Source organism: Yinghuangia sp. ASG 101, assembly GCF_021165735.1.
Taxonomy (GTDB): domain Bacteria; phylum Actinomycetota; class Actinomycetes; order Streptomycetales; family Streptomycetaceae; genus Yinghuangia.
In genome coordinates this window covers 646,870-672,806 of sequence record NZ_CP088911.1, presented here as the reverse complement: position 1 = coordinate 672,806, position 25,937 = coordinate 646,870, and the positions used below count along the sequence as shown (strand labels likewise).

Below are 25,937 nucleotides of genomic sequence, written 5' to 3'. Positions count from 1 at the left end.
CCGACGCCGCACCACCCCACCGGCACCCGGGCACCGGCACTCGCACCCCCCACCGGGACCCGCTTCACGCACCGACGCCGCTCCACCCACCGGCGCCCGCACCACGCACCGGCACCCGCTTCGCGCACCCGAGCCCGCTTCACGCACCGACGCCGCACGACGCACCGAAAGAGTGGCCGTGACCTCGATGACCCGCTCCGACGACGCCGCGACGAACCGGCCGCCCCCCGAACCCGCCCCCTGCCTCGCGCGCTTCGCGGCCGTCGCCCGGGGCACGCACTGCGTCTACGCCCCCTCGTCCCGCCTGTGGGGGAGCCCCGCGTGGGACCCGGCGGGGACCGCGCACGACAACCTCGACGCGACCCTGCCCGTCCTGTGCGACTTCGTCGACCGCTCCCGGGCGGAGCAACTCGACGGATTCGTCATCGAGTTGGCGGGGCCGCGCTTCGGCCGCGACGTACCGTCGCTCGCGCGCAGCACACACGCGGTGCTGCGCCACCTCAGCGACCACGACCCGGCCGGGGAGCGCTCGCTCGACCGCGAGATCGAGACGCTGCCGTGGTGCTTCGCGTTCGGCGGCGAACCCATGTTCGTCAACACGTTCGCGCCGTGCTACCCGCCGGCGCACTCCCGCCACGCCTTCGGGGCCGAGCACACGTACGTCGTCCTGCAACCCCGGCACTCCTTCGGGCGCGTGCTGCGGCCGGGCGAGACGGTGCTGCCGCCCGCCGTGCGCGAGCGCATCCGCGCCGACTACGCCCGGCACGACCGCGCCTACGACCCGCGCATCAGCTCGCACCCGCACGAGGCGTGGCGCGTGGTCCGGCCGCTCGCGGGGACGCGGCCGGTGCGCTGGTGGGAGACACCGGCGGTGTTCCCGTGAGCGCGGCGGCAGGCGGGCTCACGTGGGCGGCGGCCGACACGACCGATCTGGCCGGACTCGCGCTCGGCGAGGCCGCCGGGCTCTCCGCGACCGTCCGGCCGCGACCGCGCTCCGCCGTGCTCCCCGTCGTCGAATACCGCTCCGCGCGCGGCCGGTACGGGCTGTTGCTCGACCCGGTTGGTGCCCTGCCGTTCCGCACCGCCAAGCCCCGCCAATGGGTCATGGCGGAGAACCTCTCCGATTTCCCCGCGCACGCGTTCACGGTCGTCCTCGACGTGTGCCCGCTGCGCGGCGACGTCGAGACCACCCTGTTCAGCTACGCGGCGCCCGGCCGCGGCACCGTGCTCGCCCTGCGGGAACGGCGCGACGGCGGCCTCGCCCTCGAACTCGCGGGGCACGCCGCGGTGTTCGGCGGGCACCTCGACTACGCCCAGTGGCAGCGGATCGCCGTCGCGTGGGACTCCGCCACGGGCGAGGCCCGGCTCTACCAGGACGACGGCCCGGCGCGCGTGACCGCCGAGGCCGCCGGGACACCCCCGCCCCCGCTCACCGCCCCGACCGCCGTACGCACCGTCGCCCCCGGCGCGGAACTCCCGTCCGGCGGCACGCTCGTCGTCGGCCAGTACCAGCGACAGGCGGGCGTCCTGGGGGAGTTCGACCCGCGTCGCGGATTCCGCGGCGCCGTCGCCGAGATCGACCTGTGGGCCGACGCCGGCGGCCCGGCCGGGCGCCCCGCGTGGACCGGAGCCCCCGGCCCGGAGGCCGTCGGCCGCTGGCGGTTCACCGCGGCGGCGCTGCGCGTCCTGGAGACCGCCCGTCCCGACGCCGCGCACGTCGGCGGCTTCGGCCCCGACGAGCTGTGCGACGTGCGCGGCCACCGCGTGCTCGCCGTCCTGGGCCACCGCGCGTGGGCGTCGCGGGGCGTGCTCGCCGTCGGTGACACCCACGACCTGCACCTCCACGCCGCCGCCGAGCCGCGCCTGTTCGTCGACGGCGCGCCCGTTCCCCTGGACACCGTCGACCCCCGGGACCTCGCCCGGCCCGACGACCCCCGGTTCCGCATCGGCCCGCTCCAGGACGTGGACAGCGTGCGGCTGCACCGCGGCGGCAGGCTGCACCGCGCGTACGCGTCCGCCCGGCGCCACGGCGACCGGCTGCCCGACCTGACCGGCCGCGGCCCCGGGCTGCGGATCGCCGCCTGACGCCGCGGCCGAGCGCGCCCGGCGGCCACGTCCCCGTACGCCCCGACGAAGTGGAGCACACCGTGCTGATCCTGTCGTTCAAGGAAGGCCACGACGGTGCCGTCGTGGCCCTGGAGGACGGCGAACTGCTGTTCTCCCTGGAGGCCGAGAAGGACTCGTACCCCCGCTACGACCGGCTCACCGCCGACCTGCTGCTGCGCGCCGCCGCACGGCTGGACCGCCACCCGGACGTCGTCGCCGTCGGCGGCTGGGTCAAGGGCTGGCACTCCGTCGAACCCCCGTCCCGCACCGGCTACTTCGGCGTCGGACCCGGCTCGGTGACGGACGAGCCGGGGACGTTCCTCGGGCGGCCGACCCGCATCTTCTCGTCCACCCACGAGCGCTCCCACATCATGAGCGCGTACGGACTCGACCCCCTGCAGGACGGCGGCCCCGCCTACTGCCTGGTGTGGGAGGGCAACATCGGGTCCTTCTACCGCCTCGACGAATCCGGCCGCGTCACCCACCTCAAGCACGTCCTCACCGACCCCGGCAACAAGTACGCCTACCTCTTCGCCCTCGCCGACCCCGGATTCCCCGACCTGCCCGGGCACTTCCGCTTCCAGGACGCCGGCAAGCAGATGGCGCTGACGGCGTTCGCCGAATCCGGCGCCCCGCTGCCGGAGGAGAAGGAACTCATCGAATTCCTCCTGGAGCAGGAGGGCATCCTGCTCAACCTCGCCAAAGGCGACGTGGCGTGGTCGCGCTTCCACAACGTCGGCATCCGTTCGCAGGAGTACAAGAATGTGGCGGCCAAACTGTCCGACGCGATCTTCGCCCGCTTCCACGACTACGCCGCCGAACACCTCACCGAGGGCCTGCCGTTGCTCGTCTCCGGCGGATGCGGCCTCAACTGCGAATGGAACCGGCGCTGGGCCGACTCCGGGCTCTTCTCCCACGTCTTCGTGCCGCCGTGCCCCAACGACAGCGGCTCCGCGCTCGGCACGGCCATCGACGCCCAGCACCACCACACCGGGTCGGCCCGCGTCACCTGGGACGTGTACGCGGGCGAGGAGTTCGTCGAGGACACCGGCTTCGACCCGGCGCTGTACGACGTCCGCCCGCTCGACCACGCCGAGGTGGCCCGGTTCCTGGAGCAGGGCGGGGTCATCGGCTGGGCGCGCGGGCGCTACGAGATGGGGCCGCGCGCGCTCGGCAACCGGTCGGTGCTCGCCGCGCCGTTCGCCCAGGCGACGTTGGAACGGCTCAACACCATCAAGCAGCGTGAGGACTACCGCCCGATCGCCCCGATCTGCCTGGAGAGCGACGCCCACCGCTGGTTCTCCGACGGCCCGCCCGACCCGTACATGCTCTTCTTCCGCGACGTCCGCGCCGACGCGCTGCGAGCCGTCACCCACGTCGACGGCAGCGCCCGCCTGCAGACCGTCACCCCCGCACAGAACCCCGGGATCGCGAGCCTGCTCACCGCGTTTCGCGACCTGACCGGCTACAGCGTGCTGTGCAACACCTCGCTGAACTTCTCCGGGCGCGGCTTCATCAACCGCACCACCGACCTCCTCAAGTACGGCGAGGAACACGGGCTGGACGGCTACGTCGTCGAGGACAGGTTCGTCACCCGGAGGCGGCAGCCGTGACCACGCACGCGCCCGACGCCCCGGCGGCCGGCCCCGCGGACGCGCGGGCCCGTACCTGCGTCGCGCTCGCCCGCGCCCAGGCCCGGCGCACGCCCGGTGCGACGGCCGTGATCAGCGTGCGCGACGGCACCGAGCGCCGCGTCACGTACGCCGACCTCCACGCCCGTGCGGACCGGCTCGCGCGGGCGCTGCACGGCACGGGCGCGGGGCGCGGCGATCCGGTCGGCGTGCTCACCGCGCGCTCGGACCGGACGGTCGTCGGCCTCCTCGGCGTGCTCGGGGCCGGTGCCGCGCTGCTTCCGCTGACCACCGAGTACCCGGCCGAGCGCCTGCGCGTGCTGCTCGCCGACAGCGGCTGCCGACGCGTCGTCGCGGACGCCACCGGGCGGCGCAAGCTCGCGGAAATCGGCGGCGGGCCAGGCGAGTCGGCCGTCCTGGACGTCGACCAGCCGGACGGCACCGGCACCACCCCGGGGGCCGAGCCGCACCCGGACGACGTCGCCGCCCTGCTCTACACCTCCGGCTCCACCGGCACCCCCAAGGGCGTACTCGTCGAACACCGCGCCCTCGCCTGGCTCGTCACCGGCCTGCACGACCTGCTGTACGCGCCGCTCGGCGGGCGCACCGTCGAAGCCCTCTCGGCGCCCTTCGTCTTCGACGCCGCCCTCCAACAGACCCTCTCGTGCCTGGCCAACGGCGGAACCCTCCTCGTACTCGACGAAGACGACCGCCGCGACCCGCACCGCTTCCTGGACCTCATCGCCCGGCACCGCGTCGGCATGATCAACGTCGTCGCCCCCTTTCTGGGCGCGCTCGTCGACGCCGGTCTCGGAAACGGCCCGCCGACGGCGTTGCGGCACATCGTCACGGGCGGCCAGGCCGTCCCGACGGCCGTCGTACGGCGGCTGCTCGACCGGCCCGCCGGCGGCTCGCTGACGGTGTGGAGCATGTACGGGCCGACCGAGACCACCGTCGACGCGACCTGCCTGCGCGTCGACCGCGGGACCGTGCCGACCGGCGCCACCCTCGGCCTCGGCACCGCCCTGCCGGGCGCCGCCGTCACCGTGCGCGACGACGCGCTGCGCGTCCTGCCGCCGGGCCGGAGCGGCGAGATCTGGGTCGCCGGGAGCGGTGTCGCGCGCGGCTACCTGCACCCGGGGTCGGACGACGACGCCCGGTTCGTCACGGACCCCGCCGCGGGCACCGGCTCCGGCACCGCCGCGCGGCTCTACCGAACCGGCGACCTCGGCCGGGTCTCCCGGACCGGCGAACTGGAGTTCCTGGGACGCCGCGACGACCAGGTCAAGGTCCGCGGCCACCGCGTGGAACCCGGAGAGGTCGGCAACGTCCTCACCGGCTGCCCGGGCGTCATCGAAGCCGTCGTCGTCCCGGTCCCGGACGGATTCGGCGACACCGACCTCGTCGCGTTCTACACCGCCGAAGACGGCGTGGACGACCGCGCGCCGCGGCGCCACGCGCGGCTCAACCTGCCGCCGTGGATGGTGCCGTCGCGCTTCGTGCGGCGCGCCGCGCTGCCGCACACGGGGAACGGCAAGGCGGACCGCGTCGCGCTGGCCGCCGAGGCACGCGCGAGCGCGGGCGATGCCGCGGGACCCGGCCTTGACGCCGATTCCGGCCCCGGTCCCGATTCCGGCCCCGGCCCCGATTCCGGCCCCGGCCGTGACGGCGATTCCGGCCGCGGCACCGCCCCCGACCCTGACCGCGCCTCCGGGCCTGACCCCGACCTCGCCCCCGACTCCGACCGTGACCCGGGTTCCGCCCTCGACCCCGCCCTCCCGGACGAACGCGAACTCGCGGTGCTCTTCGGTGCGGTGCTGGGACGTGCGCCGCTCGCCCCGGGCGACAACTTCTTCGCCGAAGGCGGGCACAGCCTCAAGGCCATGCGCCTGGTGAACCGCATCGCCGCCCGCCGGGGCGTGACCGTCCCCCTGCGCGCCGTGCTGGACCACCCGACGCCCCGCGCCCTCGCGCGCGCCCTGGCCGCCGCGGCGCCCGCGACCCCCGACGGCCGGGCGGTAACCCGCCTGCCTCGCGCCGAGGACGCCGCCGACTACCCCGTGTCGCACGCGCAGCAGCGCCTGTGGATTCTCCACCAACTCGGCGGCGCCGTCGCGTACAACGTGCCCGTCGTGATGGACCAGGGCGACCTGGACCCCGCGGCGCTGCGGGCGGCGCTCGCCGTCGTCGCCGGGCGGCACGACAGTCTGCGCACCGCGTTCACCGTGCGCGACGGGCGGCCCCGGCAGGTGATCGCCGACCGGGTGGCGCTGCTCCCGCGCGTGATCGACGTCCGCGACGCCCCGGACCCCGAGCGGGCCGCCGAGGACGTCGTCCGGGCGGAAGCCGCGACGCCGTTCGACCTCGCCCAGGCGCCGCTCGCGCGCGTCGTCGTGGTCCGCCTGCCGGGCGGGCGGTGCCGGCTGGTCATGACCCTGCACCACATCGTCTGCGACGGCTGGTCCGTCGTCGTCCTGTCGCGCGAACTGAACGAGGCCTACGTCGCGGCCCGTTCGGGACGGCCCGCGGAACTGCCGCGACTGCCCGTCCGCTACCGGGACTTCGCCGTCTGGGACCGTGCCCGCGACCTCGCCGCGCGGGCACCAGCCTGGCGTGCGCGGCTCGCCGGCGCCGCGGCGTACCTGCCGTTGCCGACGGACACGAGTCCTGGCAGCCGCCCCGACTCCGGGGACGCGTTTCGCGGCGGCACCCGGACGGCCGTCCTCGACGAGGAACTGTCCGCGCGGCTGCGCGACCTCGCCGCCCGCTCGGGTCACACCCCCGCCGCCGTCTTCCTCGCGCTGTTCGGCGCGCTGCTCCACCGGCTGACCTCCCGCGAGGACATCTGCGTCGGCACGGGGGCCGCCGCCCGCGTGCATCCCGACCTGGAGAACCTGGTCGGCTTCTTCACCAACGTGCTGCCCGTCCGGCTCTTCCCGCGCCCCGACATGGACTTCGCCGAACTCGCCGACCAGGCGTCCGCGGCCCTCGCGACCGCGTGGGACCAGCAGGACTGCCCGATCGACGCCATCGTCAAGGACCTCAACCCCGCGCGGTCGGCGGGAACCCAGCCGCTGACCAACGTCATGTTCGCGTTCCAGAACTTCGCCGACGTCTTCGGCGACACACCGCCCGACCGCGCGGGCGGCGGACACCGCGACGAGTTGTTCCTCGACCAGGCGCGCCTCGTCGAAATCCCCCTCGACACCGCCAAGTTCGACCTCACCCTGTACGTCCACGACACACCCGCCGGATTCCGCACCGCGTTCGAATACGACGGCGCCCTGTTCCGGCCCGAGACCGTCGACCGCTACCTGCGCGCCCTGGAGCGCCTGGCCCGAGCCGTCACGACGGGGGAGGCCCGCGCGTGAAACTCTCCGACGCGGACCTGTGGGACGACGAACCCGGCACGACCCGCGACGACAACACCCGGCCCTTCCCCCACGACCGCACCGTCGGCGACCTGTTCGCCGAACAAGCCGCCGCCACCCCCGACGCGGTGGCCGTGGTCGACGGCACCGAGCGGCACACCTACGCCGAACTGGCCGCCGACGCCGACGCGTCCGCGGACTTCCTCACCCGCCGGGGCGTCGGCCCCGGCGTCCACGTGGCCGTGCTGCTGCGCCGCTCGTACCGGCTCGTCGTCGCGCTCCTCGGCATCCTCCGGGCCGGAGGCGCGTACGTGCCGCTCAACCCGGACCTGCCCGACTCCCGGCTGCGCGCCCTCGTCCGCGACACCGCGCCGCGCGTCCTGATCTCCGAACGCGCCCTGACCGCGCTCGCCAACGACCTGTTCTGGAACAGCCCCGCCACCCGCGCGCTCCTGAGCGCCGACTCCGCCGACGCCCTCGCCGAACGCGAGCCCGACGGGGCCAGGATGAGCCCCGAACTGTGGAACCACATCGCCGACCACGCCGCCGACCCCGTCAGCGCCAACGGCTGGCACAGCCCCTACACGGGCGCCCGCCTCGGCGACGCGACCCTCGAACGGTACGTGCGTGCCACGGTCGACAAGCTGTCCGGGCACCTGCCGCCGGACGCCGCGGTGCTGGAGATCGGCTGCGGCACCGGCGCCACACTCCGCGGGCTGGCCCCCCGCGTGGGCCGCTACGTCGGGGTCGACCCGTCCGCCGGCGCGCTGCGCTGGGCCGAGCGCGCGTGCCGCGAGCAACGGCTCGGCAACGTGTCCCTGCACGCCCTGGGCGCCCTCGAACTCGACGCGCTGCCCGAGGAGTCCACCGGCCCCTTCGACGCGGTCGTCCTCAACAGCGTCGTCCAGAGCTTCGGCGGGCTGAACTACCTGCGCACCGTCATCGGCGAGGCCGTCGCCCGCACCGGCAAACGCGGCGTCGTCTACCTCGGGCACGTCTGGGACGCCGCGCGCCGCGAGGAGTTCGTCGCGTCCGTCGCCGCCCGGCACCGGCCCGAACACGCGGGCCGCCCCCTCGCCGCCGCCGACGCGCTGTTCGTCCCCGCCGCGTTCCTCGCCGACCTGCCGCACCACTTCCCGGAGATCGCCCGGGTCGAGATCGGCCCGATGGCCGTCGACGACGAGGACCTGTCGGCGTACGCGTACGACGCGATACTGCACGTCGACCGTGCCGCGCCGCGTCCCGGCACCCCGCGCGAGCCCGCCAAACGCCAGTACGACCGGCGGGCCCTCGACGGGCCCCGGGCCGCCGCGACGGCGCACGACCGGCACCGGCCCGACGCCACCGCGTACGTCATCCAGACCTCGGGTTCCTCCGGCACCCCGAAGAGCGTCGCGGTCGGCATGCGCTCGCTGGTCAACCTGCTGTGGTGGTACCGGCGGGCGTGCGACCTGGGACCGGACGCACGCGTGCTCCAGACCATCACGTGCGGCTTCGACGCCTCCGTCAAGAACTACCTGGCCCCGCTGATCTGCGGTGCCCGCGTCGTCCTGGCGCCCGACACCGCCTACGACCCGCGCGTCCTTTTGGACCTCGTCGACCGCGAGCGGATCACCGTCCTCAACCCCGGCGTCCCGTCGGCGGTCTACCCGCTGGTCGAACTGGCCGAGCCCGACGGCTTCCGGCCGCTGCGCCACCTCCGCCACCTGGCCCTCGGCGGCGAGCCACCCGACCTGGCCCGGTTCCGCGCCTGGCTGGCGTCCGGCGCGTGCCGGGCCACGCTGCACAACATCTACGGTCCCACCGAGGCCACCGACATCAGTTGCGCCGCCCCCGTCGACCCCGCGTGGGTGCGCGACGGGACGGCCCCGGTGCCCATCGGCCGGCCCATCCCCAACACGCGCGCGTACGTCCTGGACGGCCGGGCGGCCGAGGCCCCGCCCGGCGTCGTCGGCGAACTGTGCCTGGCCGGAACCGGGTTGGCCGCCGGATACCTCGGCGACCCGGCGCTCACCGCCGAGAAGTTCACCACCTCCGCCCACCTGCCCGGCGAACGCCTGTACCGCACCGGCGACCTGGCCCGGCGGCTGCCGGGCGGCGAACTCGTCCTGGCGGGCCGGGCGGACAACCAGGTCAAACTGCTGGGGCAGCGCATCGAACTCGGAGAGATCGAACAGCGCCTGCGCGGGCTGCCCGGCGTGCTCGAGGCCGCCGCCGCGCTGCGGCCCCCGCCCGGAACGGACGTACCGCGCCTGTGCGGCTACGTCGTCCCGGAACCCGGCACCACGCCCGATCCGCACAGCCTGCGGGCGGCCCTCGGCGGACTGCTTCCGGCCGCGGCCGTCCCCGCCGAGGTCATCGTGGTGCGCGACTGGCCCCGCACCCCGAACGGCAAGATCGACCGCAACGCGCTGCCCGCCCCCGAACAGGCCCGCGGCCCCGCCCGCCCACCGCGGACCGACACCGAGCGCGCGCTGCTGCCGCTGTGGCACGACATCCTCGGCGACGCCACCGTCTCGCGCGATGACGACTTCTTCGCCTCGGGCGGACACAGCCTCGGCGCGGCCATGCTGGCCATCCGCGTGCGGGAGGTGTTCGCGCGGGACGTGTCCATCGTCGACGTCTACCGCACCAAGACCGTCGCCGCCCTCGCCCGGCTCATCGACGTGCGCCCCGCCGCCGACAGCCCGCTCACGCTCGTCGCCGACGGGAACGGCGCGTCCGTCCACTGCTTTCCGCCGATCGCGGGATACGCGTGGACGACGGCGGAGTTCGCGCGGCACCTCGGGGTGCGCACCTACGCGTTCGACTTCCCCGGGACGCCCGACCCCGTCGCCGCCGCGGCCGACCTCATCGCGGCGACGCGCACGGACGGCCCGCGCTTCCTCGTGGGCTATTCGGCGGGAGGGCTCCTCGCGGTCGCCACCGCGCACGCCTTGCGGGCGCGCGGCGAGCGCGTCGACGGCGTGGTCCTGCTCGACTCGGAGCCGCCGGACCGGCGGCCTCCGCCGGGCGATGCCGCCGTGGCGCACACGGTCCGCGAGGTTCTCGACGACCCGCGGCTGACCGCGCACATCCGGCAGACCGGCCCGGACCGCGTCGCCGAAACCGTCGCGGCGTACGCCCGGTGGTACGCCGAGGCGCCCCCGCCCGGGCCCGTCGACTGCGACCTGCTGGTGCTGACCGCCCGCGACGGCGACCCCGAAGGGTCGGTCGGCTGGCGGCCGTTCTGCACCGGAGAGGTCCACGGCGGCCCGGCCCGAGGCCACCACCTCGACCTGCTCACCGGCACGAACGCGACCGCCAACGCGGACCGGGTGCGCACCTGGCTGGGCGCCCGGGGCGGTCTCGGGGCCGGGGCGGCCCGGGGGATCGGACCCGGTATCCCGCCGTCGGCGGAGGACGCGGGGGGCAGGTGAACGGCGGATGAGGCGCCGAAGCGGGAGCGGGGTCCGGTTCGGTGGCGACCACGGCCGCTCTCCCGCCCGGACCGCCGCGACCGCGGCACCCGGTACGTGCCGAACGCGCGGTCCCAGGACGGGAATCCGACGCGCCCGGTGTCGTTTCCTCCGCCGACCGCCCCCGCGGGGCCGCGCCGGGGAGCGGCCGTGGCGCGGTCCCGCCGCACCGGGCCGCGCCACGGACCGCGGTCAGGAGGCCAGGCCGAAGACCTCGTGGTCGGCCGCGGCGGTGCCGAGGCGTTCGAGGAGGGCCGTGGTGATCGCGGGGTCGACCTTGAGCGTGATGCCCCACAGGTAGAAGCCGTGCAGGATGCCCCGGCGGATGCCGAGCCAGGCGTCGTCCCAACGCGGGGGCTCGGCCAGTCCGGCGGCGCGCAGGGCGTCGAGGTAGTGGCGCAGCAGGTCCTTCTCGGAGCGCCGGCGGTCCTCGACGGTGAGGACGGAGGCGATGTGGTAGCCGACGTCGATGTACCAGGGCGCGCGCTGGACGAGCTGCCAGTCCAGGAACGACGGGCGGTCGTCGGCGTCGAGATACAGGTTGCCGACATGGGTGTCGCCGTGGATCACGGTCCACGGCGACAGCCGGGGCGCCTCCTCGGCGAGGTCGACGTACGCCGCGAACAGCCGCTCGGCGTCCCGGACTTCGGTGGGTACGCCGGCACCGATCGCGCTCTCGAAGTTGCCGCGGATCTCCTTGACCCCGCGGACACCGGTGTGTTTGTCGAGCCGGGAGTCCAGCCACCGGGCCGTGGCGGCGTCCGGCTCACCCCACAGCGACGCGTGCAGCTTCGCGAGTTCCGACAGGCTCTCCGCCGCGAGTTCGGGGGTGTAGTCGCTGGTGGAGTCCAGGAATTCGCCGCCCTGGGCGACGACGTCCTCGGTGATCACGACGCCGTGCTGGGTGTCGGGGTCGATGTCGGCGTAGACGCTGCGCAGGGTGCGGACGCCGGTGGTGGCGACGAGGTCGCGGTAGAACGACACTTCGAAGATCCCCGCCTGCCGCGCGTGCCATCCGTCCTCGGAGAAGTAGCCCTTGCCGCACAGGTCGGCCGACAGCCCCTCGGGGACACCGCCGTCGCACGCGATGCGGAAGCGGGCGTTGGTCGACACGCGGCTGACCACGGGGCCGGGTGTCACCTCGGTGACGCGGATGCCCGGGAACCGTGCGTCGAGTGCCGAACTGAGCCAGTCCGGCGACAACAGGTCCGGCAGCGTGCGGGGAACCGGCAGGACACGCTGATCCGAAGTCATGGGCAGCTCCCTGGTCGCTAGTATTTCAGCATTAGCGCCTTAATGATAGTAGAAACTTCGAAGCATCGATAGATCACCCCGGATTCATCGGGGAGCGTTGTCAGCGGCTGGCCGAGGCGATTAGGTTGATATTGACGTCGAATTAGATAATCGGGCCGGGGTCGTCGCGCGGCGGCGTCCCCGGGCGTGCCGGTCCCCGGTGGAACCCAAGGAGTGCGTGATGCTGCCCTCGCCCGACGATCACGTGGCCATCGGTGATCTGCTGGCCCGCTACTGCCTGACGCTGGATCTCGACGATGTCGACGGGTGGGTGGGGCTGTTCACGCCGGATGCCGCGTACGAGGTGTACGGGCGCGTCTTCCGGGGGCACGACGGCCTGCGCGCGATGATGACGGCCGCGCCCGGGGGGTTGCACCTGGGTGGGCCGCCGGTGATCGACATGGTGGACGGGGATCGGGCTCGTACGACACGCAATTTGGTGTTCGTCGACCGGGCGGACGGCGGCGCGCGCCACGCCGTGTACAGCGACGAACTGGTCCGGACCGCGGAGGGGTGGCGCATCGCGCACTGCCGGTGCCGGTTCATCACGGCCCAGGGACTGGCCGACCGACCGCCGCGTTGAGGATGGGCGGGTCCGGCGGAGTGCGCGGCACCGCGCTCCACCGGGGCCTACCTGGTGACGCGAATCGGAAACGCCCCGGGGGATCTCCGCCTCGATCGACCCGTGGTCGCGCCCGATCCCTCGACGATGCGGCTCGACCGGGCATCGTCGGTCTCGGTGTCGGGAGCGAGTGAACCACCCGGGAATCTCCGTCTCGGGTCACCGGGGCGCCGCGTTCGCCAGGACGCGTCGGGCGAGGCGGCGGCGGTGGTGGGCGGCGTTGCCGAAGAGCTGCTGCGTGGCGTGGGCGCGTTTCAGGTACAGGTGCGCGGAGTGCTCCCACGTGAAGCCGATACCGCCGTGCACCTGGATGTTCTCGGTGGCCGCGGTGACGAACGCGTCGCCGCAGCAGGCCTTGGCCAGGTTCGCGGCCTCGGGCAGCGCGGCCGGGTCGTGGTCCGCCGCCCACAGGCCGTGGTACGCGGCCGACCGCGCGGACTCGACGGCCAGGTGCAGGTCGGCGAGCTTGTGCTTGACGGCCTGGAACGCGCCGATGGGCTGCCCGAACTGGACGCGCGTCTTGGCGTAGTCGACCGCCATGTCCCGCACGCGTGCCGCGCCGCCCGCCTGTTCGGCGGCGACGGCCACCGCGGCGAGGTCGAGGACGCGTTCCAGCACCGGCCACGCGCGCCCGTCCTCGCCGAGCAACTGTGCCGGTGTGTGGGCGAGTTCGATGACGGCTTGGTGGCGCGTGCGGTCCAGCGTGGTCTGGGCCGTGCGGCGGAGGCCCGGCGCGTCGGCGTCGACGGCGAACACGCTGACACCCGCGTCGGTTTGGGCCGCGACCAGCAGCAGCGCGGCCGAACAGCCGTCGAGGACATAGGCCTTCGCGCCGTCGAGCCACCACGTGCCTCCGGCGCGGGTCGCGGTGGCGGTGACCCCGGCGGCGTCCCACGTGCCGGAGGCCTCGGTGAGGGCGAGGGTGGCGACCGTCGTTCCGTCGGCGATGCCGGGCAGGTGGGCCCGGCAGGCGTCGTCGTCGCCGAGGAGGAGAAGCGTGGAGGCGGCCAGCACGACCCCGGAGAGCGCGGGCGCGCAGAACAGCGCTCGGCCGAACTCTTCGAGGCAGATGCCGAGTTCGACGAAGCCGCAGCCCGCGCCGCCGTACCTCTCCGGCAGTGCGAGGCCGGCGACGCCGAGGTCGCCGGCGATCCGCCGCCAGACGTCCGCGTCGAAGCCCGCGTCGGTGTCCATGACGCGCCGCACCTCGGCCTCGGTGCCGAAATTGTCGAGGAAGTTCCGTACGGTCCGCCGGAGTTCGTCCTGCTCGGGAGTGAAGGCGAAGTTCACGGGGCCTCCTTCGGCCGGTCTCGACGGGGGCGAGGCGTCTCGGGACGGGAGAGCACGCCCGCTCCCGTGGCTCGGGCACCGCCGGAGGCGAACGCCGTCGGTGGTTCCCGACGATAGCCGCGGCCACTGCCCGATGTCGACATCGATGTTGATGTTTGTGGCCGGAGGCTGGGCCCGCGACTCCCATGCCGAGGCGACCGCGCGTGGTCTCCGAAGGTGCCGCCGATGGTCGCCGCTAGACGTTCGCGGTGCCGCCGACCGCCGCCGTGGCCAGTGCGGCGGCCTCCACGACGTGTCGGCTCAGCGCGTCCAACTCGGTGCCCGACAAGTCGTACTGCGGTCCCATCAGCATCAGCGAGGCCGCCACGTGGCCCGTCGCGTCGAAGACCGGCGCCGAGATGTGGGTCAGGCGCGCCCTGGTGTCGACGATGTCACCGGCCAGGTATTCGCTGTGCTGCATCGTGCCGATCACCTCGTCGCGGCGGCGACGGTACTCCTCCGACTCCGGCGCCGCGGCGAGCGCGTTGAGGACCGTGACGAGTTCGGGCCGCCGGTCGGCGGCCACCGAGATGCTGCAGCCCCGCCGACGGATGGCCACCAGCGCCTCGCGCCACTGCTCCGACCGCCAGTCCTCCACGGCCTCGGCGCGCGACAGCCACGCCTCCGCCTCGGCGTCGCTCCATGCGACGAACACCGCGCCGAACGGCGGGACCAGCGGGATCGACTGGCCCGTGTGCGCGCGCAGCGCCAGGGCCGGGCCCCAGTCGCTGACCGCGACGACCCGTGCCTCGTCGCCCATGCGCGCGGTCACCACGACGCAGGCGCTGAGGTTGCGTGCCAGCTTCTCCGCCTCGCGCTCCGCCGCGTTCAGCACCGAATCGGCCGCGCGGGCGGCGTCGCCCAGCGCGATGCAGAACGCCCCCAGCTCATACCGCAGTTCGGGCTCCCGCCGGACGACCAGACCGGCCTCGGCCAGTGCCTGGAGCACGGAGTCACACGTCGCGCGCGGCATGTTCACCGTCCGCGCCAGCTCGGAGACCGAGTAGTGTGCGGTCGGGCGACGGGCCATGTGCTTGAGGATCTGACCGGCGCGAAGGACAGCCGGGGACGGATTGATCGGCAAGGCCACACCTCCGAGGACAGCCGTGCGGCGCACAGCGTGGGGACGCCGCCGCACTGCTGGTATTTTATACCTGTCGCTAACATACTAGCGCCTTGAGGCTCGCATCCGCACCCGGCGGCACTGGGTCCGCGCGCCGGTCGGCGACGCCCCGGAACTCCCGGCGGCGTCGGCCGCGGCGTCCACGACGGGGCGCACGGACCCGCTGCCCACGGAACAGCAGGCGGTCACCCGGAAGGTGACGACACCGTGCCGCGACGGGGTCGGTCGCCCGAGGCCGTCACGCGGACCGCGCCTAGGCGAGCCGCACGTTCTCGTCCGGCCCGACGCCGGAATCGAACTCTCCCAGCGCCTCGCCGAGTTCGTCGCCGTGCTCGTTCGTCCACCGCGCCAGCGCCGTCATCGGACCGTCGACGAAGCTGCGGCCCAAGGGTGTGAGGCCGTACTCCACGCGAGGCGGGGCCTCGGGGTAGCGGCGGCGTTCGATCAGGCCGCTGCCGAGCAGGCGCCGCAGCGCCTCGGTCAGGACCTTGTCGCTGACGCCGCCGATCGCGGCGCGCAGTGCGCGACGGCGGCGCGGACCCTGGTGGAGCGCGGCCAGGACCACGGGATCCCACGTGTGCGCGAACAGGTCCGTCGCCGCGCGCAGTCGGCAGTCGGCCACCAATTCACCGCCGTACGTCGCGTGCTCGCCCATCACCCCTCCATCGTCGCGCATCCGTTGTGCACCGTTTGGTGCGTCACCGCCTGCCTACCGTAGGCGCCCTGCCGACATTTCCTGCGAGAGGAGCCGCGATGCGCATCGGAATTCTGGGAACCGGGACCCTGGCCGCCGCCTTGGGAGCGGGCTGGGCACGTGCCGGACACGAGGTGGTGATCGGCGGGCGGTCGCTCGCCAAGGCGACGGCGCTGGCCGACGCGTTGGGGCGGGACGTGCGTGCGGCACCGCCGCGTACGGCGGTCGCCGGCAAGGACGCCGTACTCCTGGCCGTGTCCTGGGACGGTGCCGAGGAGGCGCTGCGCGCCGCCGGCGCGGCCGAGGGGGCGCTCGCGGGCACCCCGCTGATCGACCCCACGAACGCGGTGCGCCACGGCATCGGTGAACTCCTCGTCGACGCCGGGGACTCGATGGCGCGACGCGTCGGACGCGCGGCTCCGGGGGCTCATGTCGTCAAGGCCTTCCACCTCTTCCCGGCGGATCAGTGGGCGTCGTCACCGGGTGACGACGCGTCCGCGGTGACGGTGGCGATGTGCGGTGACGATCCGGAGGCGTTGCGGGTCGTCGGCGAGTTGGTGCGCGCTGTCGGCGCTGTTCCGGCGACGTTCGGATCGCTGGATCGGGCCCGGCAGGTGGAGGAGGCCGCGGGCTTTGTCATCGGGCTGGTGTTCGCGGGAACCGATCCGCATGCCGTGATTCCGCGCGTGCCGTAGACCCGCGCCGGGGACGGCACGACCCGTCCCGTGGCGCGTCCGTGCGACCTGACGGAACATCAACAACGCGGTGGGCGCGGGTCGGTGGCATCACCGCATGAGTGTCGGGGGATGGGGGCGAGGCCGTGCGCGACGATACGTCCGGCGGCGATGCCGGCCTGGCGGACGAAGTCGTGGCGCTCGCCCTCCGGTTGGTCGGGAAGGTCACCGACTGGACGCCCAAGGGCACGCGGTCACGGTCGGACGCCTGGCCCCGTTCTTCGGCGAAGCCCGCGTCCACCTCACCGCCGTGGACGGACTCGCCACGGGCGAACGCCCGCCCCCGGCCCTGCGCGACCTCGTCGCCCTGCTGCACCACCCCGACCAGGCGCGTGAGGTGCTGGACTGGACCGTGCACAACCGCTCCCTGTTGACCAGGCAAGCGGAATGGGAGCATTCGCTCGTGGCCTTGTTGCGCGGGCTGGACGGTATGGATCGTCATTTGATCGGCGTCAAACTCGCGGAAATCCTCGGCGAGGTCGGTGTGCCACACGCCGATGACGTGTTGCGCACCTTGGAGCGGGAGCAGCAGCCGGGCTCGCGTGAGTATCCCGACGAGCCGGTGCCGTGGTGACGTGGGGTGAGGGAGGGGGCGGTGTTCGGCGGCGGGGTTTGGTGGGGGACCGGTCAGAGTTGTTTGGTGTGGGTGAGGTATTCGGATTCCAGGTCCACTTGGTGTAAGTCGTCCAGGCGCATCATGAGTTGGGCGGCCTGCATCCATGGCATGCGGGTGTCGCCGAAGTCGAGGCCGCCGACGCCGTGGGGCAGCGGGTGCGGGTGGCCGGGGATGTGGAGGAGGCCGTGGACGCCGCTGAGGGTGTGGCGGCGGACGCGGACCGCCGCATACTGCCTGCGCAGATGGGGGCAGGCCCGCACCGACAGCCACGCGCAGTGGAGACACACCGGGGGATGGCCGGTCACCAGGCCCGGCAGCCAGGCGCCCGGATCGTGGGGATCCTCGTTGAGGAGCCACAGCACGCCGTCGTCGGTGGCGTCGCTCGCGGCGGGCAGGCCGCAGACCTGGCACAGCAGCGCTTCCATGGCTCGCCGCTGGCGGAGCAGGTGCACTTTGCCGTACTGCGGCCTGCCCCGGCCCGGCCTGCTGGGCATCCGGCGCCAGAGAATGCCGGTGCTGTCGCGGTCCCACGGCCGTTCGTCGCGGTACGCCAGTCGGCCTCGGCGCATGACGACCTCGGGTTGCGTGGTGGTCTCCGCCGACCATGACGCGATGTACGGCACATGATCGGTCAGGTGCAGGGAGCCGATCGGGCGGTGGTCGAAGCGGTGGGGCACGGCGCGGCGGGCCGGTGGTCGCGGCATGGGCGTGTCCTGGGAGTCGAGGGCTGAAGACCCTTACTGTCAATGGCTCAAAAACACCGGTACACACCGCGGAGTTGGCAACTTACCTACGGAATTTCCCGGTTCGATCGGGAGATTTCGCCTTGGTCTTGAAGACCGCCGAATTGGAGTTATGTTCGGAGCAGGAGCCTCAGGGAGCGGACTCGGGAGGGACATTGGCCGCCAAGCCTCGCAGCCGTCGGCAGGAGCAGATCCGAGCCGCTTCGGAGTTACGTGCCCAAGGATGGAGTTGGGCACGCGTCGCGGCGGAGTTCCGCGACCGGTACAACGTGAACGCCCGTGCCGCGCAGCGCATGGCACGAGGATGGAGCCAGCGCGAGGCCGCCGAGGCGTGGAATGCCCGTTGGCCGGAAGATCCGAAGACGTTCAAGAACTTCTCGGCGTGGGAGTTGTGGCCCGGCGCGACGGGACACGCGCCGTCGCTGGCCACCCTTGACCGCCTGGCCCGGCTTTACGAGTGCGCCCCGGGCGACTTGCTCGCCGACATGCCGAACTATGGCGCGAAATCGGCGAATTCGCCGCACGGGGGAGCGGCCGGAAGCGATGGCGGTGCGGTGTCGTCGATGCTTGTTCCGGCCCTTGCCGAGGTACTGACCGGTCGTGTCGTCGGTTTCGGCTCCGTCGACGTCAACTATGCCGAACTCGCCGAGGAGGTTGTCATGTGGGCCCAAGGTTTGCCCGGCGGAATCAACCGCCGTGAATTGGTGCAGAAAATCGGCGCCACGCTCGCGGTGGCAGCCGCCGCCCCGTTGCTGGATATCGCGGATCCGGAGGGACGTGCCCGGGCGGCGAAGGCGGTCGATGAGCCGCACCGGGTGGACGTCGCCGCCATCGAGCAGGCCGAACACGGACTCAAGAACTTCCGTATGCAGAGCGACATTCTCGGTCCGCAGGCGGTTTTGTCGGCTGTCCTGGCCCAGCGGAAGGTCATCGGTGATTTCGCGGTCCACGCGTCGAGCGAACTTCGGCCGCGCGTGTTGTCGCTGTACGCCGAACTCAGTCAACTCGTGGGGTGGGAGCTGTACGACATCGGGGACTATCGCGGCGCCGCGCATTACTACGACGACGCCCGAACAGCGGCCCACGACGCCGAGAACGCCGAATTGGTGACCTACATCCTGAGCAACATGAGCCAACTGGCGACGTGGCAGGGCAAACCCCGGGTCGGTATCGACCACGCGATCGCGGCACAGACGTGGGCGGGAGAATCCCACAGTGCCATGGCCCAGGCGTACGCGGCCGACGTGGCGGCCAGGGCGTTCGCGGCGGCGGGAGACAAGAGCAGGGCTCGCGCGGCGCTGGACATCGAGCGCGCCGCAGCCGCGGAGGCGCGAAGCGGCGGTGAACCGGTGGCTGCGTGGTGGTACTTCTACGACGAGTCGTACTACTGGGGGATCCGCAGCGAGGTCAGCCGGCAACTGGACGACCCCGCCGACGCTTTGTACGCCTCGGCACAAGCTCTGTCCTTCAGCGATCCGGCGAACGTACGGGACCACACCCACCGAGTCATCGACCAGGCGAAAGCTCACATCGCCGACAGCAACGTGGACGCGGCCTCGCAGGTCATCACCGAAGCCGCCCGCCTCACCACGATCAACCGTTCCCCGCGCCTGAACCGGATCATCCGCGACGCCCGCGCCGACCTCACCCCCTGGCAACGCACCAAGCCGGTACGCCGCCTCGACGAAGCCCTGCGCGACTACAACATCGGCACCCTCCAAGCGTAGTGGAGGAGGGCACTTCCCACCGAATCCCAACCGTCGATCGACACCGGCGGCCCGCCCGAGAGACACCGGCGCAGCGGGGTGGGCCGCTCCCACCTATTCGGTGTGCAGGCCCGCGAGATATTCGCGCACGATGTCGGCGCAGCCATTCGTTGGGAGTCCTTGCCGGTCGGGGCGTTCAGCTCGGCGAGGGCCCAGGTGGGGGCGGCGGTTTCCGGGGGCATGGGGCCCAGGATCGCAGGCCGGGGGGAGAAGCCGTGCGGTCATGCGGCCGGGGACAGGCCCATCAGGTCGAAGAGGTTGTCCGACATGATCTTCTTTGTCGACGCCTCGGGCAGGCCGCCCAGTTCTTCGCGCCACGACAGCGGGTCGGCCAGGCCCTCGGGGTGCGGGTAGTCCGATCCGAAGCACACGCGGTCGACGCCGACGAGGTCGACCAGGCCGAGGGTGGAGTCCTCCCAGAACGGGTTGACCCACACGTTGCGGGTGAAGATGTCGCGCGGGTGCTCGGGGAACTCCTGCGGCATCTTCTTGTACGCGCGGTCCAGGTCGTGCAGCAGCGGGCCGACCCAGCTTCCGCCGTTTTCCACGCTGAGGAGCTTGACCTCGGGGAAGCGCGTGAGCATGCCGTGGCAGACGGCGGAGGCGAACGTGTCGTGGATGACGCGCCCTCCGTCGATCACCTCGGGGAACGTCTTGGGGCGGAAGGCGACGTACTCGGAACCCTCGCTGCCCTCCCAGGTGTTCACGTACTCCTGGAACCCGGAGTCGGAGGCGTGCAGGGCGACGACGATGCCGGATTCCCGGACGCGAGCCCAGAAGGGGTCGAAGTCGGGGAGGAACGGCGAGCGCAGGCCGCGCAGGCCGCCGACGGGTCCGGGGCGCATGAGGACGGCCCTCGCGCCGCGTTCGACGACCCGGTCGAGTTCGGCGATGCCTTCGTCGAGCACGCACGGGTTCACGATCGGCGTCGCGAAGATCCGACCCTCGTAGTCGTACTTCCACTCGTCGTACAGCCACTCGTTGAACGCCCGGATCGCCACTTGCGTGAGGTACGGGTCGTCGCGGAGGCGTTCCTCGATCAGGCTCGCGAGAGTCGGGAACATCAGGGTCTTGGCGATGCCCTGCTCGTCGAGCAGCGCCAAGCGGGGGGCCGGCTCGCGGAAGGCCGCAAGGGGCCGTATCGGCTTGCCGGTGAGTTCCCGAAGCGTCTTGCCGTCGGGATTGTCGCCGCTGTAGAACGCCATGTGCGCGCCGGGACGCGCTACCACGTCGAACGTCGGGTTCGGAATGAACTCGGTGATGGTGTCGCGGACGACGAGCTTCTTGCGCCCCTTGATCTCCACGAAGCGGAACAGGTTGCGGTGCCGCTCGGGGAGGTGGCGGGTGAACGCGTCGGCGGTCTCGTAGAGGTGGTTGTCGGCGTCGAAGACCGGAAAGTCGAATTTAAACATGTATATCTTTCTAGCATCGGGCGGTGGCGGACAACAGAGGTGGTGCCGATCCGCGGCGACGGGAGGAACCGGCGGCGGGGTCGCGGGACTTGTCCGTGGGGGACGGCGCCTCCGCTCGCGAACGCGGCTCAGTCGGTGCCGTTCGACGACGCGGGCGGGGAGTCCGGGCCGGGTACGTGGAAGTGGGCGTCGCGGAGCTCGAAGGCGCGCTTGGTGCCGTGCTGGGCGCGGGTCTTGACGAAGTTGAACTCGTCGTCCTCGAACCGCAGGTTCGTGCCGAAGGCGTGGAACAGGTAACTCGCCACCTCTTCGCCCTGGTAGCCCTGGAGTTGCTCGACGAGCCGGAACGCCTCCTTGGCGATCGCGATCCCGTCCGCCGGCATCTTGGCGATCTTCCGCGCCCACCAGCCGGCGCGGCCCGCGACGTCGGCGTCGTCGATCACCTCGGTGAAGACCGGGAGGTGCGCGAGGTCGCGCGCGGGGACGACGTCGCCCGTCAGCAGGAGGCGCCGGGCGGTGACCGGGCCGAGGCGGTAGAAGAACATGTGGAGGGATCCGAGGGCCGGGCCGAGGAAGCGCGTCGCGGGCATCCCGACGGACGTGTCTCCGGCCACCACCGAGATGTCGGACATCAGCGCGAGCTCGAAGCCGCCGCCGAGGGCGTAGCCGCGCACCTCGGCGACGGTGGCCTTGGGGTAGCCGAGGAAGTTGTGGTACAGCGTGAACGTCTTGCGGTCGACCGCGAGCCGACGGCGCTGGCTGGGACGGCGGCTCCGGTCGGGCTTCGCGCCCTCCCCGTACCAGGAGTACGCGTTCCCCATGTCGGCGCCGGCGCTGAAGACTCCGTCGCTGCCGCGCAGATGCACCACCTTGACGGCGTCGTCGTCCGCGAGCGCGTCCAGGTGGGCGGCGAGTTGGTCGCGCATCGCGGCGTCGTAGCTGTTGCGCCGCGCGGGATTGTCGAGCGTGAGACGGGCGATGCCCGTCTCCTCGTCGCGTTCGAGGAGCACACGACCTTCGGCCATGGGGTGAAACCTCTTCCCGTGTGGAGGTTCGGGTCCGTGCGCCATTGCGCGGTCCGTTGGCGTGGAGCAGCATATACCTCTATATATTTACTGTCGGGGTGGCGGAGCTGTCCAGCGGACGACCTCGTCACGCGTTGCGGACCACGCAGGAGGACGCAGATGGATCTCGGGCTCGCGGGCGCATCCGCGGTCGTCCAGGGCGGGACGCGCGGCATGGGCCTCGCCGCCGCGGAGTGCTTCGCCGAGGAAGGCGCGTCGGTGGCGGTGCTCTCCCGAACGCGGGGCGAGTTGGACGACACGGTCGCCCGCCTGCGCGATCTCGGGGCGCCGAGGGCGCTGGGCCTGCGGGCCGACATCACCGACGCCGGCGAGGTGGAGGCCGCGTTCCGCGTCGTCGAGGAGCGATGGGGGTCCCTGAACATCCTGGTCAACGCCGCGGGCCCGGTCGGCGTCGGCCGTTTCGAGGACCTGGCCGACGAGGACTGGCAGGCGACGCTCGACCTCGGCGCGATGGGCATGATCCGCTGCGTCCGCGCCGCGCTCCCGCTCCTGCGGGCGGCCGAGTGGGCGCGAATCGTCAACATCTCCGCCCACTCCACCAAGCGGCAGTCCGCGACGCTGGTCTCCTACTCGGCCGCCAAATCGGTGGTGACCAGCGTGACCAAGAACCTCTCGCTCGCCCTGGCCGGCGACGAGATCCTGGTCAACACCGTCTCCCCGGGCAGCTTCACCAGCCCGGCGCTGCGGAACTGGGCGCGGGGCGTGGGCGCGGACCCGGACGACCCGCGCGCGGTCATGACCGCGATCAAAAGGCACTTCGGCCACGGCGCGCACCTGCCGCGCGCCGGGACGCCCGCGGAAATCGGCCCGGTCATCGCGTTCGTCGCCTCGCGCCGCAACTCGTACATGACCGGCGCGAACATCAACGTCGACGGCGGCTCGGACTTCACCTGAGCCGGGCCGCTCCCGGACTTCGCACTCGGACTTCAGACAGGAGCAGGCCCATGACGAACGTCCTCTACGAGGTCGCCGACACCGTGGCGACCATCACGCTCAACCGGCCGGAGGCCGCCAACGCGCAGAACCGGGCGCTGCTCGACGAACTGGACGCGGCGTGGCGGGCGGCCGAACTCGACGACGACGTGCGCGTGATCGTGCTGCGCGCCAACGGACGGCACTTCTCGGCCGGACACGATCTCAAGGACCGCTGGCCCGCCCCCGAGCCGGTCACCCTGGAGTGGATCTACAACGCGGAGGCCGAGCGGTTCCTCGGCTACGCGCTGCGGTGGCGCAACACCCCCAAGCCGTCGATCGCGGCCGTGCAGGGCAAGTGCATCGCGGCCGGGCTGATGCTGTGCTGGCCGTGTGACCTGATCGTCGCCGCCGAGAACGCCGAATTCTCCGACCCCGTCGCCCTCATGGGTATCGGCGGTGTCGAATACCACGGCCATACCTGGGAGTTCGGGGCGCGCAAGGCCAAGGAGATCCTGTTCACCGGCGGTGCGATCACCGCCGAGGAGGCCGCCCGATGCGGCATGGTCAACCACGTTGTCCCGCTCGACGACCTCGACGCCAAGGCGTACGACCTCGCCCGCCGCGTCGCCCGGATGCCCCCTTTCGCCCTGCGCCAGGCCAAGCGCGCGGTCAACCAGACCCTCGACGTGCAGGGCTTCCACGCCGCGATCCAGTCGGCGTTCGACATCCACCAGACGGGCCACGGGAACGCGCTGAGCGTGAGCGGCAGCGCGATGCTGACGTGGCTCGACGGGATGAAGGACAAGTTGACGTCGGAGTGAGGGCCTTCACCCGAGTTCGGCCGGGACGGGAAACGGGGCTTCGAAGAGCGGGCGCGTCACGGGGCGAACGGATTCCGGACAACTCGGCGATGCCGGGAGCGTGCGGCGAACGCGCGACGAGATGGGGAGCGGAAGTGCCGATCGGGCCGCGAGGCCGAGAAGGTGCCGGTGACGGGGAGGCGTCGGCGTGCGGGGCGGGGGACGGTCGGGGTGAGTCGCGACCCACCAGGGCGACGCCCCAGGGGCACGGTGGGCGCCTGTTCGGTGTCGACGTCCCCCGTGCCCCGTTGTTCCTCGTTCCGTCGCCGGCCCGCGACCCCGTCCCGTCAGTGGTGCCGCATCAGGTCGATGACCGTCTTCGCGCGCTGTGCGAGCATGACGCGGCCGACGATCTCCATGTGCTCCGCCCAGTGCTTCTCGGCGGTTTCGGCGTCGCCCTTCTCGATGAGGCTGGCCAGGTGGGCCTGGGAGCGCAGGCCGCGGGCGCGGGTGGCCGCGGCGGTAGGGTCCTCGCCCGCGGCGGAGCCGGTCTGGCTGACCGCGGCGACGGCCTTGGCGACGATCTCGTTGAGCATTTCCGCGACGATGCCGAGCGTCTGGTTGCCGGCGAGTTCGACGAGGCGGGAGTGGAAGCGCGAGTTCGCGGTGCCGAAGGCCTCGGGATCGTCGATGGATTCGAGCTGGGCCGTGATGAGGCCGCGCAGTTCGGCCGCCGCCTTCTCCCGGTCGGGCGAGGACGCCACCAGCCGGGCGGCCGTGGGCTCGATGACCTTGCGCGCGTCGTACACATCCGCGAGGGGGACGTTGCGGGCCTGGAGGACGAGTGCCGCCGTACGGGCCGTCATGCGCTCGTCGGGGCGATGGGCGATCACGCCGCCGGTGACGCCGCGCTTGACGGAGATCAGCCCCTCCGCTTCGAGGATGCGCAGCGCTTCGCGTAGCGAGGGCCGCGAGACGCCGAAGCGTTCGATCAGGTCCGGTTCGCGCCCCAGGGACTCGCCTTCCGCGAGATCACCGCGCACAATGAGCCGGCGCAGCTCGTCGGCGACCTGCTGGGGTTTCTCCCGGGGAGTACCGCGACGCCGGTCTGCCTTGCTGGGGTCGGTCACCTGTTCGGTTCTCCTCGCTGGTGCCGTAAGGGTGGAAACCTCAACACTTTAACACCAACCGTCACTCGCCGTGAGGCGCGGAACGGCGACGAACTCGGCAGGTCCGCCCGGATGGAGAGTGGCCGTCGGGGGAGGGGAGCGTGCGCGTGACACCGAATCTCCCGTCGTTGAGCGCTAGATACATCTAGACATTTATCGTCGGCGCGCTATCATCAAGACGGTCCTGCCAGGTGAAACGGCCGACCACAGGATTCGCGCCCAGGCCAAAGGTTGCTCCATGAGCGTTGTCGCAGAGACAGGCGTCGTCCTCGGTCGGGACAACGGCGTTCTCCGTATCGGCCTGAACCGCCCCCACCGCAAAAACGCCCTCGACGCCACCGCGATCCGGACGATCATCGAGGCCCTGGAGGCCGCCGCCGTCGACGACGACCTCAGAGTCGTCGTCATCGAAGGGCACGGCGGCCACTTCTGCTCCGGCGCCGACTGGGTGGCGTCCAACACCGGGACGGCCGACGGACCCCGCGGTCGGCGCCGGCCGCGCACCGGCAGCGTGCAGCGGCGTACGGCCGTCCAGGCCCACCGCCTGATCCAACTCGTCACCGAGGTGCAGCTCCCGGTCGTCTGCGTCGTCACCGGCTACGCCGCCGGCCTCGGCTGCCAACTGGCACTCGCCGCCGACTTCACCATCGCCGCCGAGTCCGCCCGCATCTGGGAGCCGTTCCTGGACCGCGGCTTCAGCCCCGACAGCGGCGCCACCTGGCTCCTGCCCCGGCTGGTCGGCATCGCACGCGCGAAGGAACTGCTCATGCTCGGACGCGAGTTGACCGGCACCGAGGCCGAGGCCTGGGGGCTCGTCCACCGGGCGGTGCCCGATACACAACTCGCGACCGCGGCCGAGGACCTGGTCGCCAGACTCGCGGGCGCGGCCACGGTCGCGATGGGCCTGACCAAGCGATGCGTCAACAGAGGACTGGAGCTGGGATTGGTGGAGGCGATGGAGAACGAGGCGTACGGACTCGAACTGTCGTCGCGTACCGCCGACTTCAAGGAAGGGCTCGCCGCGTTCAAGGAGCGCCGGGCCCCCCGATTCGAGGGGCGGTAGACGACCG

The 25,937-nt window shown here is 72.5% G+C and carries 20 protein-coding genes; 12 read left to right on the top strand and 8 right to left on the bottom strand.

Translation table 11 applies throughout. The features are described 5' to 3' along the window. The first annotated feature begins 187 nt into the window (after positions 1–187). From LO772_RS02590 to LO772_RS02570, 5 genes are read left to right on the top strand one after another with little or no spacing between them, the layout of a single operon-like run. Positions 188–883, top strand: coding sequence for a YqcI/YcgG family protein (locus LO772_RS02590; protein ID WP_231779408.1), 696 nt, complete (start codon positions 188–190; stop codon positions 881–883). Then, a complete protein-coding gene (locus LO772_RS02585) occupies positions 880–2,085 on the top strand; it encodes a hypothetical protein (protein WP_231776676.1) in 1,206 nt (401 codons plus the stop codon). The genes LO772_RS02590 and LO772_RS02585 overlap by 4 nt, the downstream gene beginning before the upstream one ends. 50 nt (positions 2,086–2,135) lie before the next feature. Further along, a complete protein-coding gene (locus LO772_RS02580; protein WP_231776675.1) occupies positions 2,136–3,719 on the top strand; it encodes a carbamoyltransferase C-terminal domain-containing protein in 1,584 nt (527 codons plus the stop codon). After that, on the top strand, positions 3,716–7,108 hold the full coding sequence (locus LO772_RS02575) for a non-ribosomal peptide synthetase (RefSeq protein ID WP_231776674.1): 3,393 nt from the start codon (positions 3,716–3,718) through the stop codon (positions 7,106–7,108). Before LO772_RS02580 ends, LO772_RS02575 begins: the two co-directional genes overlap by 4 nt. After that, the gene (locus tag LO772_RS02570; RefSeq protein WP_231776673.1) at positions 7,105–10,527 is read left to right on the top strand and encodes an AMP-binding protein; all 3,423 of its coding nucleotides are present in this window, start codon (positions 7,105–7,107) and stop codon (positions 10,525–10,527) included. Before LO772_RS02575 ends, LO772_RS02570 begins: the two co-directional genes overlap by 4 nt. Before the next feature lie 231 nt (positions 10,528–10,758). On the opposite strand, the gene LO772_RS02565 is transcribed toward LO772_RS02570, so the two are convergent. Then, complete coding sequence (locus LO772_RS02565) at positions 10,759–11,820, bottom strand: ecdysteroid 22-kinase family protein (RefSeq protein WP_231776672.1); 1,062 nt, start codon at positions 11,818–11,820, stop codon at positions 10,759–10,761. Between the two features lie 220 nt (positions 11,821–12,040). Between LO772_RS02565 and LO772_RS02560 the strand changes: the two genes are divergently transcribed. Further along, positions 12,041–12,442 (top strand): nuclear transport factor 2 family protein, encoded by a 402-nt coding sequence (locus tag LO772_RS02560; protein ID WP_231776671.1) that lies wholly within the window; start codon positions 12,041–12,043, stop codon positions 12,440–12,442. A gap of 198 nt (positions 12,443–12,640) precedes the next feature. Here LO772_RS02560 and LO772_RS02555 read toward each other — a convergent pair whose 3' ends face one another. From LO772_RS02555 to LO772_RS02545, 3 genes are all read right to left on the bottom strand, one after another. Continuing rightward, positions 12,641–13,771, bottom strand: coding sequence for an acyl-CoA dehydrogenase family protein (locus LO772_RS02555; protein WP_231776670.1), 1,131 nt, complete (start codon positions 13,769–13,771; stop codon positions 12,641–12,643). A gap of 235 nt (positions 13,772–14,006) precedes the next feature. Next, positions 14,007–14,900: a helix-turn-helix domain-containing protein gene (locus tag LO772_RS02550; RefSeq protein ID WP_269453152.1), complete on the bottom strand. Its 894-nt coding sequence runs from the start codon at positions 14,898–14,900 to the stop codon at positions 14,007–14,009. A 286-nt stretch (positions 14,901–15,186) separates the two neighbouring features. Next, a complete protein-coding gene (locus LO772_RS02545; RefSeq protein WP_231776668.1) occupies positions 15,187–15,609 on the bottom strand; it encodes a winged helix-turn-helix transcriptional regulator in 423 nt (140 codons plus the stop codon). 77 nt (positions 15,610–15,686) lie between these two features. On the opposite strand from LO772_RS02545, the gene LO772_RS02540 reads away from it, so the two are divergent. Both LO772_RS02540 and LO772_RS02535 read left to right on the top strand, forming a co-directional pair. Beyond that, positions 15,687–16,322: an NADPH-dependent F420 reductase gene (locus LO772_RS02540; RefSeq protein WP_231776667.1), complete on the top strand. Its 636-nt coding sequence runs from the start codon at positions 15,687–15,689 to the stop codon at positions 16,320–16,322. A gap of 289 nt (positions 16,323–16,611) precedes the next feature. Then, positions 16,612–16,935, top strand: coding sequence for a hypothetical protein (locus LO772_RS02535; RefSeq protein ID WP_231776666.1), 324 nt, complete (start codon positions 16,612–16,614; stop codon positions 16,933–16,935). Positions 16,936–16,988: 53 nt separating this feature from the next. Here LO772_RS02535 and LO772_RS02530 read toward each other — a convergent pair whose 3' ends face one another. After that, positions 16,989–17,681 carry a hypothetical protein gene (locus LO772_RS02530; RefSeq protein ID WP_231776665.1) on the bottom strand — a complete coding sequence of 231 codons (693 nt, stop codon included), beginning with the start codon at positions 17,679–17,681 and terminating at the stop codon, positions 16,989–16,991. A 194-nt stretch (positions 17,682–17,875) separates the two neighbouring features. Between LO772_RS02530 and LO772_RS02525 the strand changes: the two genes are divergently transcribed. Continuing rightward, complete coding sequence (locus tag LO772_RS02525; RefSeq protein WP_231776664.1) at positions 17,876–19,447, top strand: hypothetical protein; 1,572 nt, start codon at positions 17,876–17,878, stop codon at positions 19,445–19,447. A 260-nt stretch (positions 19,448–19,707) separates the two neighbouring features. On the opposite strand, the gene LO772_RS02520 is transcribed toward LO772_RS02525, so the two are convergent. Together LO772_RS02520 and LO772_RS02515 are read right to left on the bottom strand one after the other, a co-directional pair. Then, positions 19,708–20,898 (bottom strand): amidohydrolase family protein, encoded by a 1,191-nt coding sequence (locus LO772_RS02520; protein WP_231776663.1) that lies wholly within the window; start codon positions 20,896–20,898, stop codon positions 19,708–19,710. A gap of 128 nt (positions 20,899–21,026) precedes the next feature. Next, the gene (locus LO772_RS02515; protein WP_231776662.1) at positions 21,027–21,923 is read right to left on the bottom strand and encodes an enoyl-CoA hydratase/isomerase family protein; all 897 of its coding nucleotides are present in this window, start codon (positions 21,921–21,923) and stop codon (positions 21,027–21,029) included. Between the two features lie 159 nt (positions 21,924–22,082). Here LO772_RS02515 and LO772_RS02510 point away from each other — a divergent pair, with 159 nt between their 5' ends. Continuing rightward, positions 22,083–22,877: an SDR family NAD(P)-dependent oxidoreductase gene (locus tag LO772_RS02510; RefSeq protein ID WP_231776661.1), complete on the top strand. Its 795-nt coding sequence runs from the start codon at positions 22,083–22,085 to the stop codon at positions 22,875–22,877. 50 nt (positions 22,878–22,927) lie between these two features. After that, positions 22,928–23,719, top strand: coding sequence for an enoyl-CoA hydratase (locus LO772_RS02505; RefSeq protein WP_231776660.1), 792 nt, complete (start codon positions 22,928–22,930; stop codon positions 23,717–23,719). 326 nt (positions 23,720–24,045) lie between these two features. Here the strand turns inward: LO772_RS02505 and LO772_RS02500 are convergent, their stop codons facing one another. Continuing rightward, complete coding sequence (locus LO772_RS02500; protein WP_231776659.1) at positions 24,046–24,828, bottom strand: FadR/GntR family transcriptional regulator; 783 nt, start codon at positions 24,826–24,828, stop codon at positions 24,046–24,048. Between the two features lie 277 nt (positions 24,829–25,105). Here LO772_RS02500 and LO772_RS02495 point away from each other — a divergent pair, with 277 nt between their 5' ends. Further along, positions 25,106–25,930 (top strand): enoyl-CoA hydratase/isomerase family protein, encoded by an 825-nt coding sequence (locus LO772_RS02495; RefSeq protein ID WP_231776658.1) that lies wholly within the window; start codon positions 25,106–25,108, stop codon positions 25,928–25,930. Positions 25,931–25,937: the final 7 nt, after the last annotated feature.

Bases quoted from the DNA above. Each gene is read 5' to 3' on its own strand.
- LO772_RS02565 (WP_231776672.1), bottom strand. From the start codon at position 11,820: ATGACTTCGGATCAGCGTGTCCTGCCGGTTCCCCGCACGCTGCCGGAC.
- LO772_RS02560 (WP_231776671.1), top strand. From the start codon at position 12,041: ATGCTGCCCTCGCCCGACGATCACGTGGCCATCGGTGATCTGCTGGCC.
- LO772_RS02505 (WP_231776660.1), top strand. From the start codon at position 22,928: ATGACGAACGTCCTCTACGAGGTCGCCGACACCGTGGCGACCATCACG.
- LO772_RS02510 (WP_231776661.1), top strand. From the start codon at position 22,083: ATGGATCTCGGGCTCGCGGGCGCATCCGCGGTCGTCCAGGGCGGGACG.
- LO772_RS02545 (WP_231776668.1), bottom strand. From the start codon at position 15,609: ATGCGCGACGATGGAGGGGTGATGGGCGAGCACGCGACGTACGGCGGT.
- LO772_RS02515 (WP_231776662.1), bottom strand. From the start codon at position 21,923: ATGGCCGAAGGTCGTGTGCTCCTCGAACGCGACGAGGAGACGGGCATC.
- LO772_RS02495 (WP_231776658.1), top strand. From the start codon at position 25,106: ATGAGCGTTGTCGCAGAGACAGGCGTCGTCCTCGGTCGGGACAACGGC.
- LO772_RS02590 (WP_231779408.1), top strand. From the start codon at position 188: ATGACCCGCTCCGACGACGCCGCGACGAACCGGCCGCCCCCCGAACCC.
- LO772_RS02520 (WP_231776663.1), bottom strand. From the start codon at position 20,898: ATGTTTAAATTCGACTTTCCGGTCTTCGACGCCGACAACCACCTCTAC.
- LO772_RS02540 (WP_231776667.1), top strand. From the start codon at position 15,687: ATGCGCATCGGAATTCTGGGAACCGGGACCCTGGCCGCCGCCTTGGGA.
- LO772_RS02530 (WP_231776665.1), bottom strand. From the start codon at position 17,681: ATGCCGCGACCACCGGCCCGCCGCGCCGTGCCCCACCGCTTCGACCAC.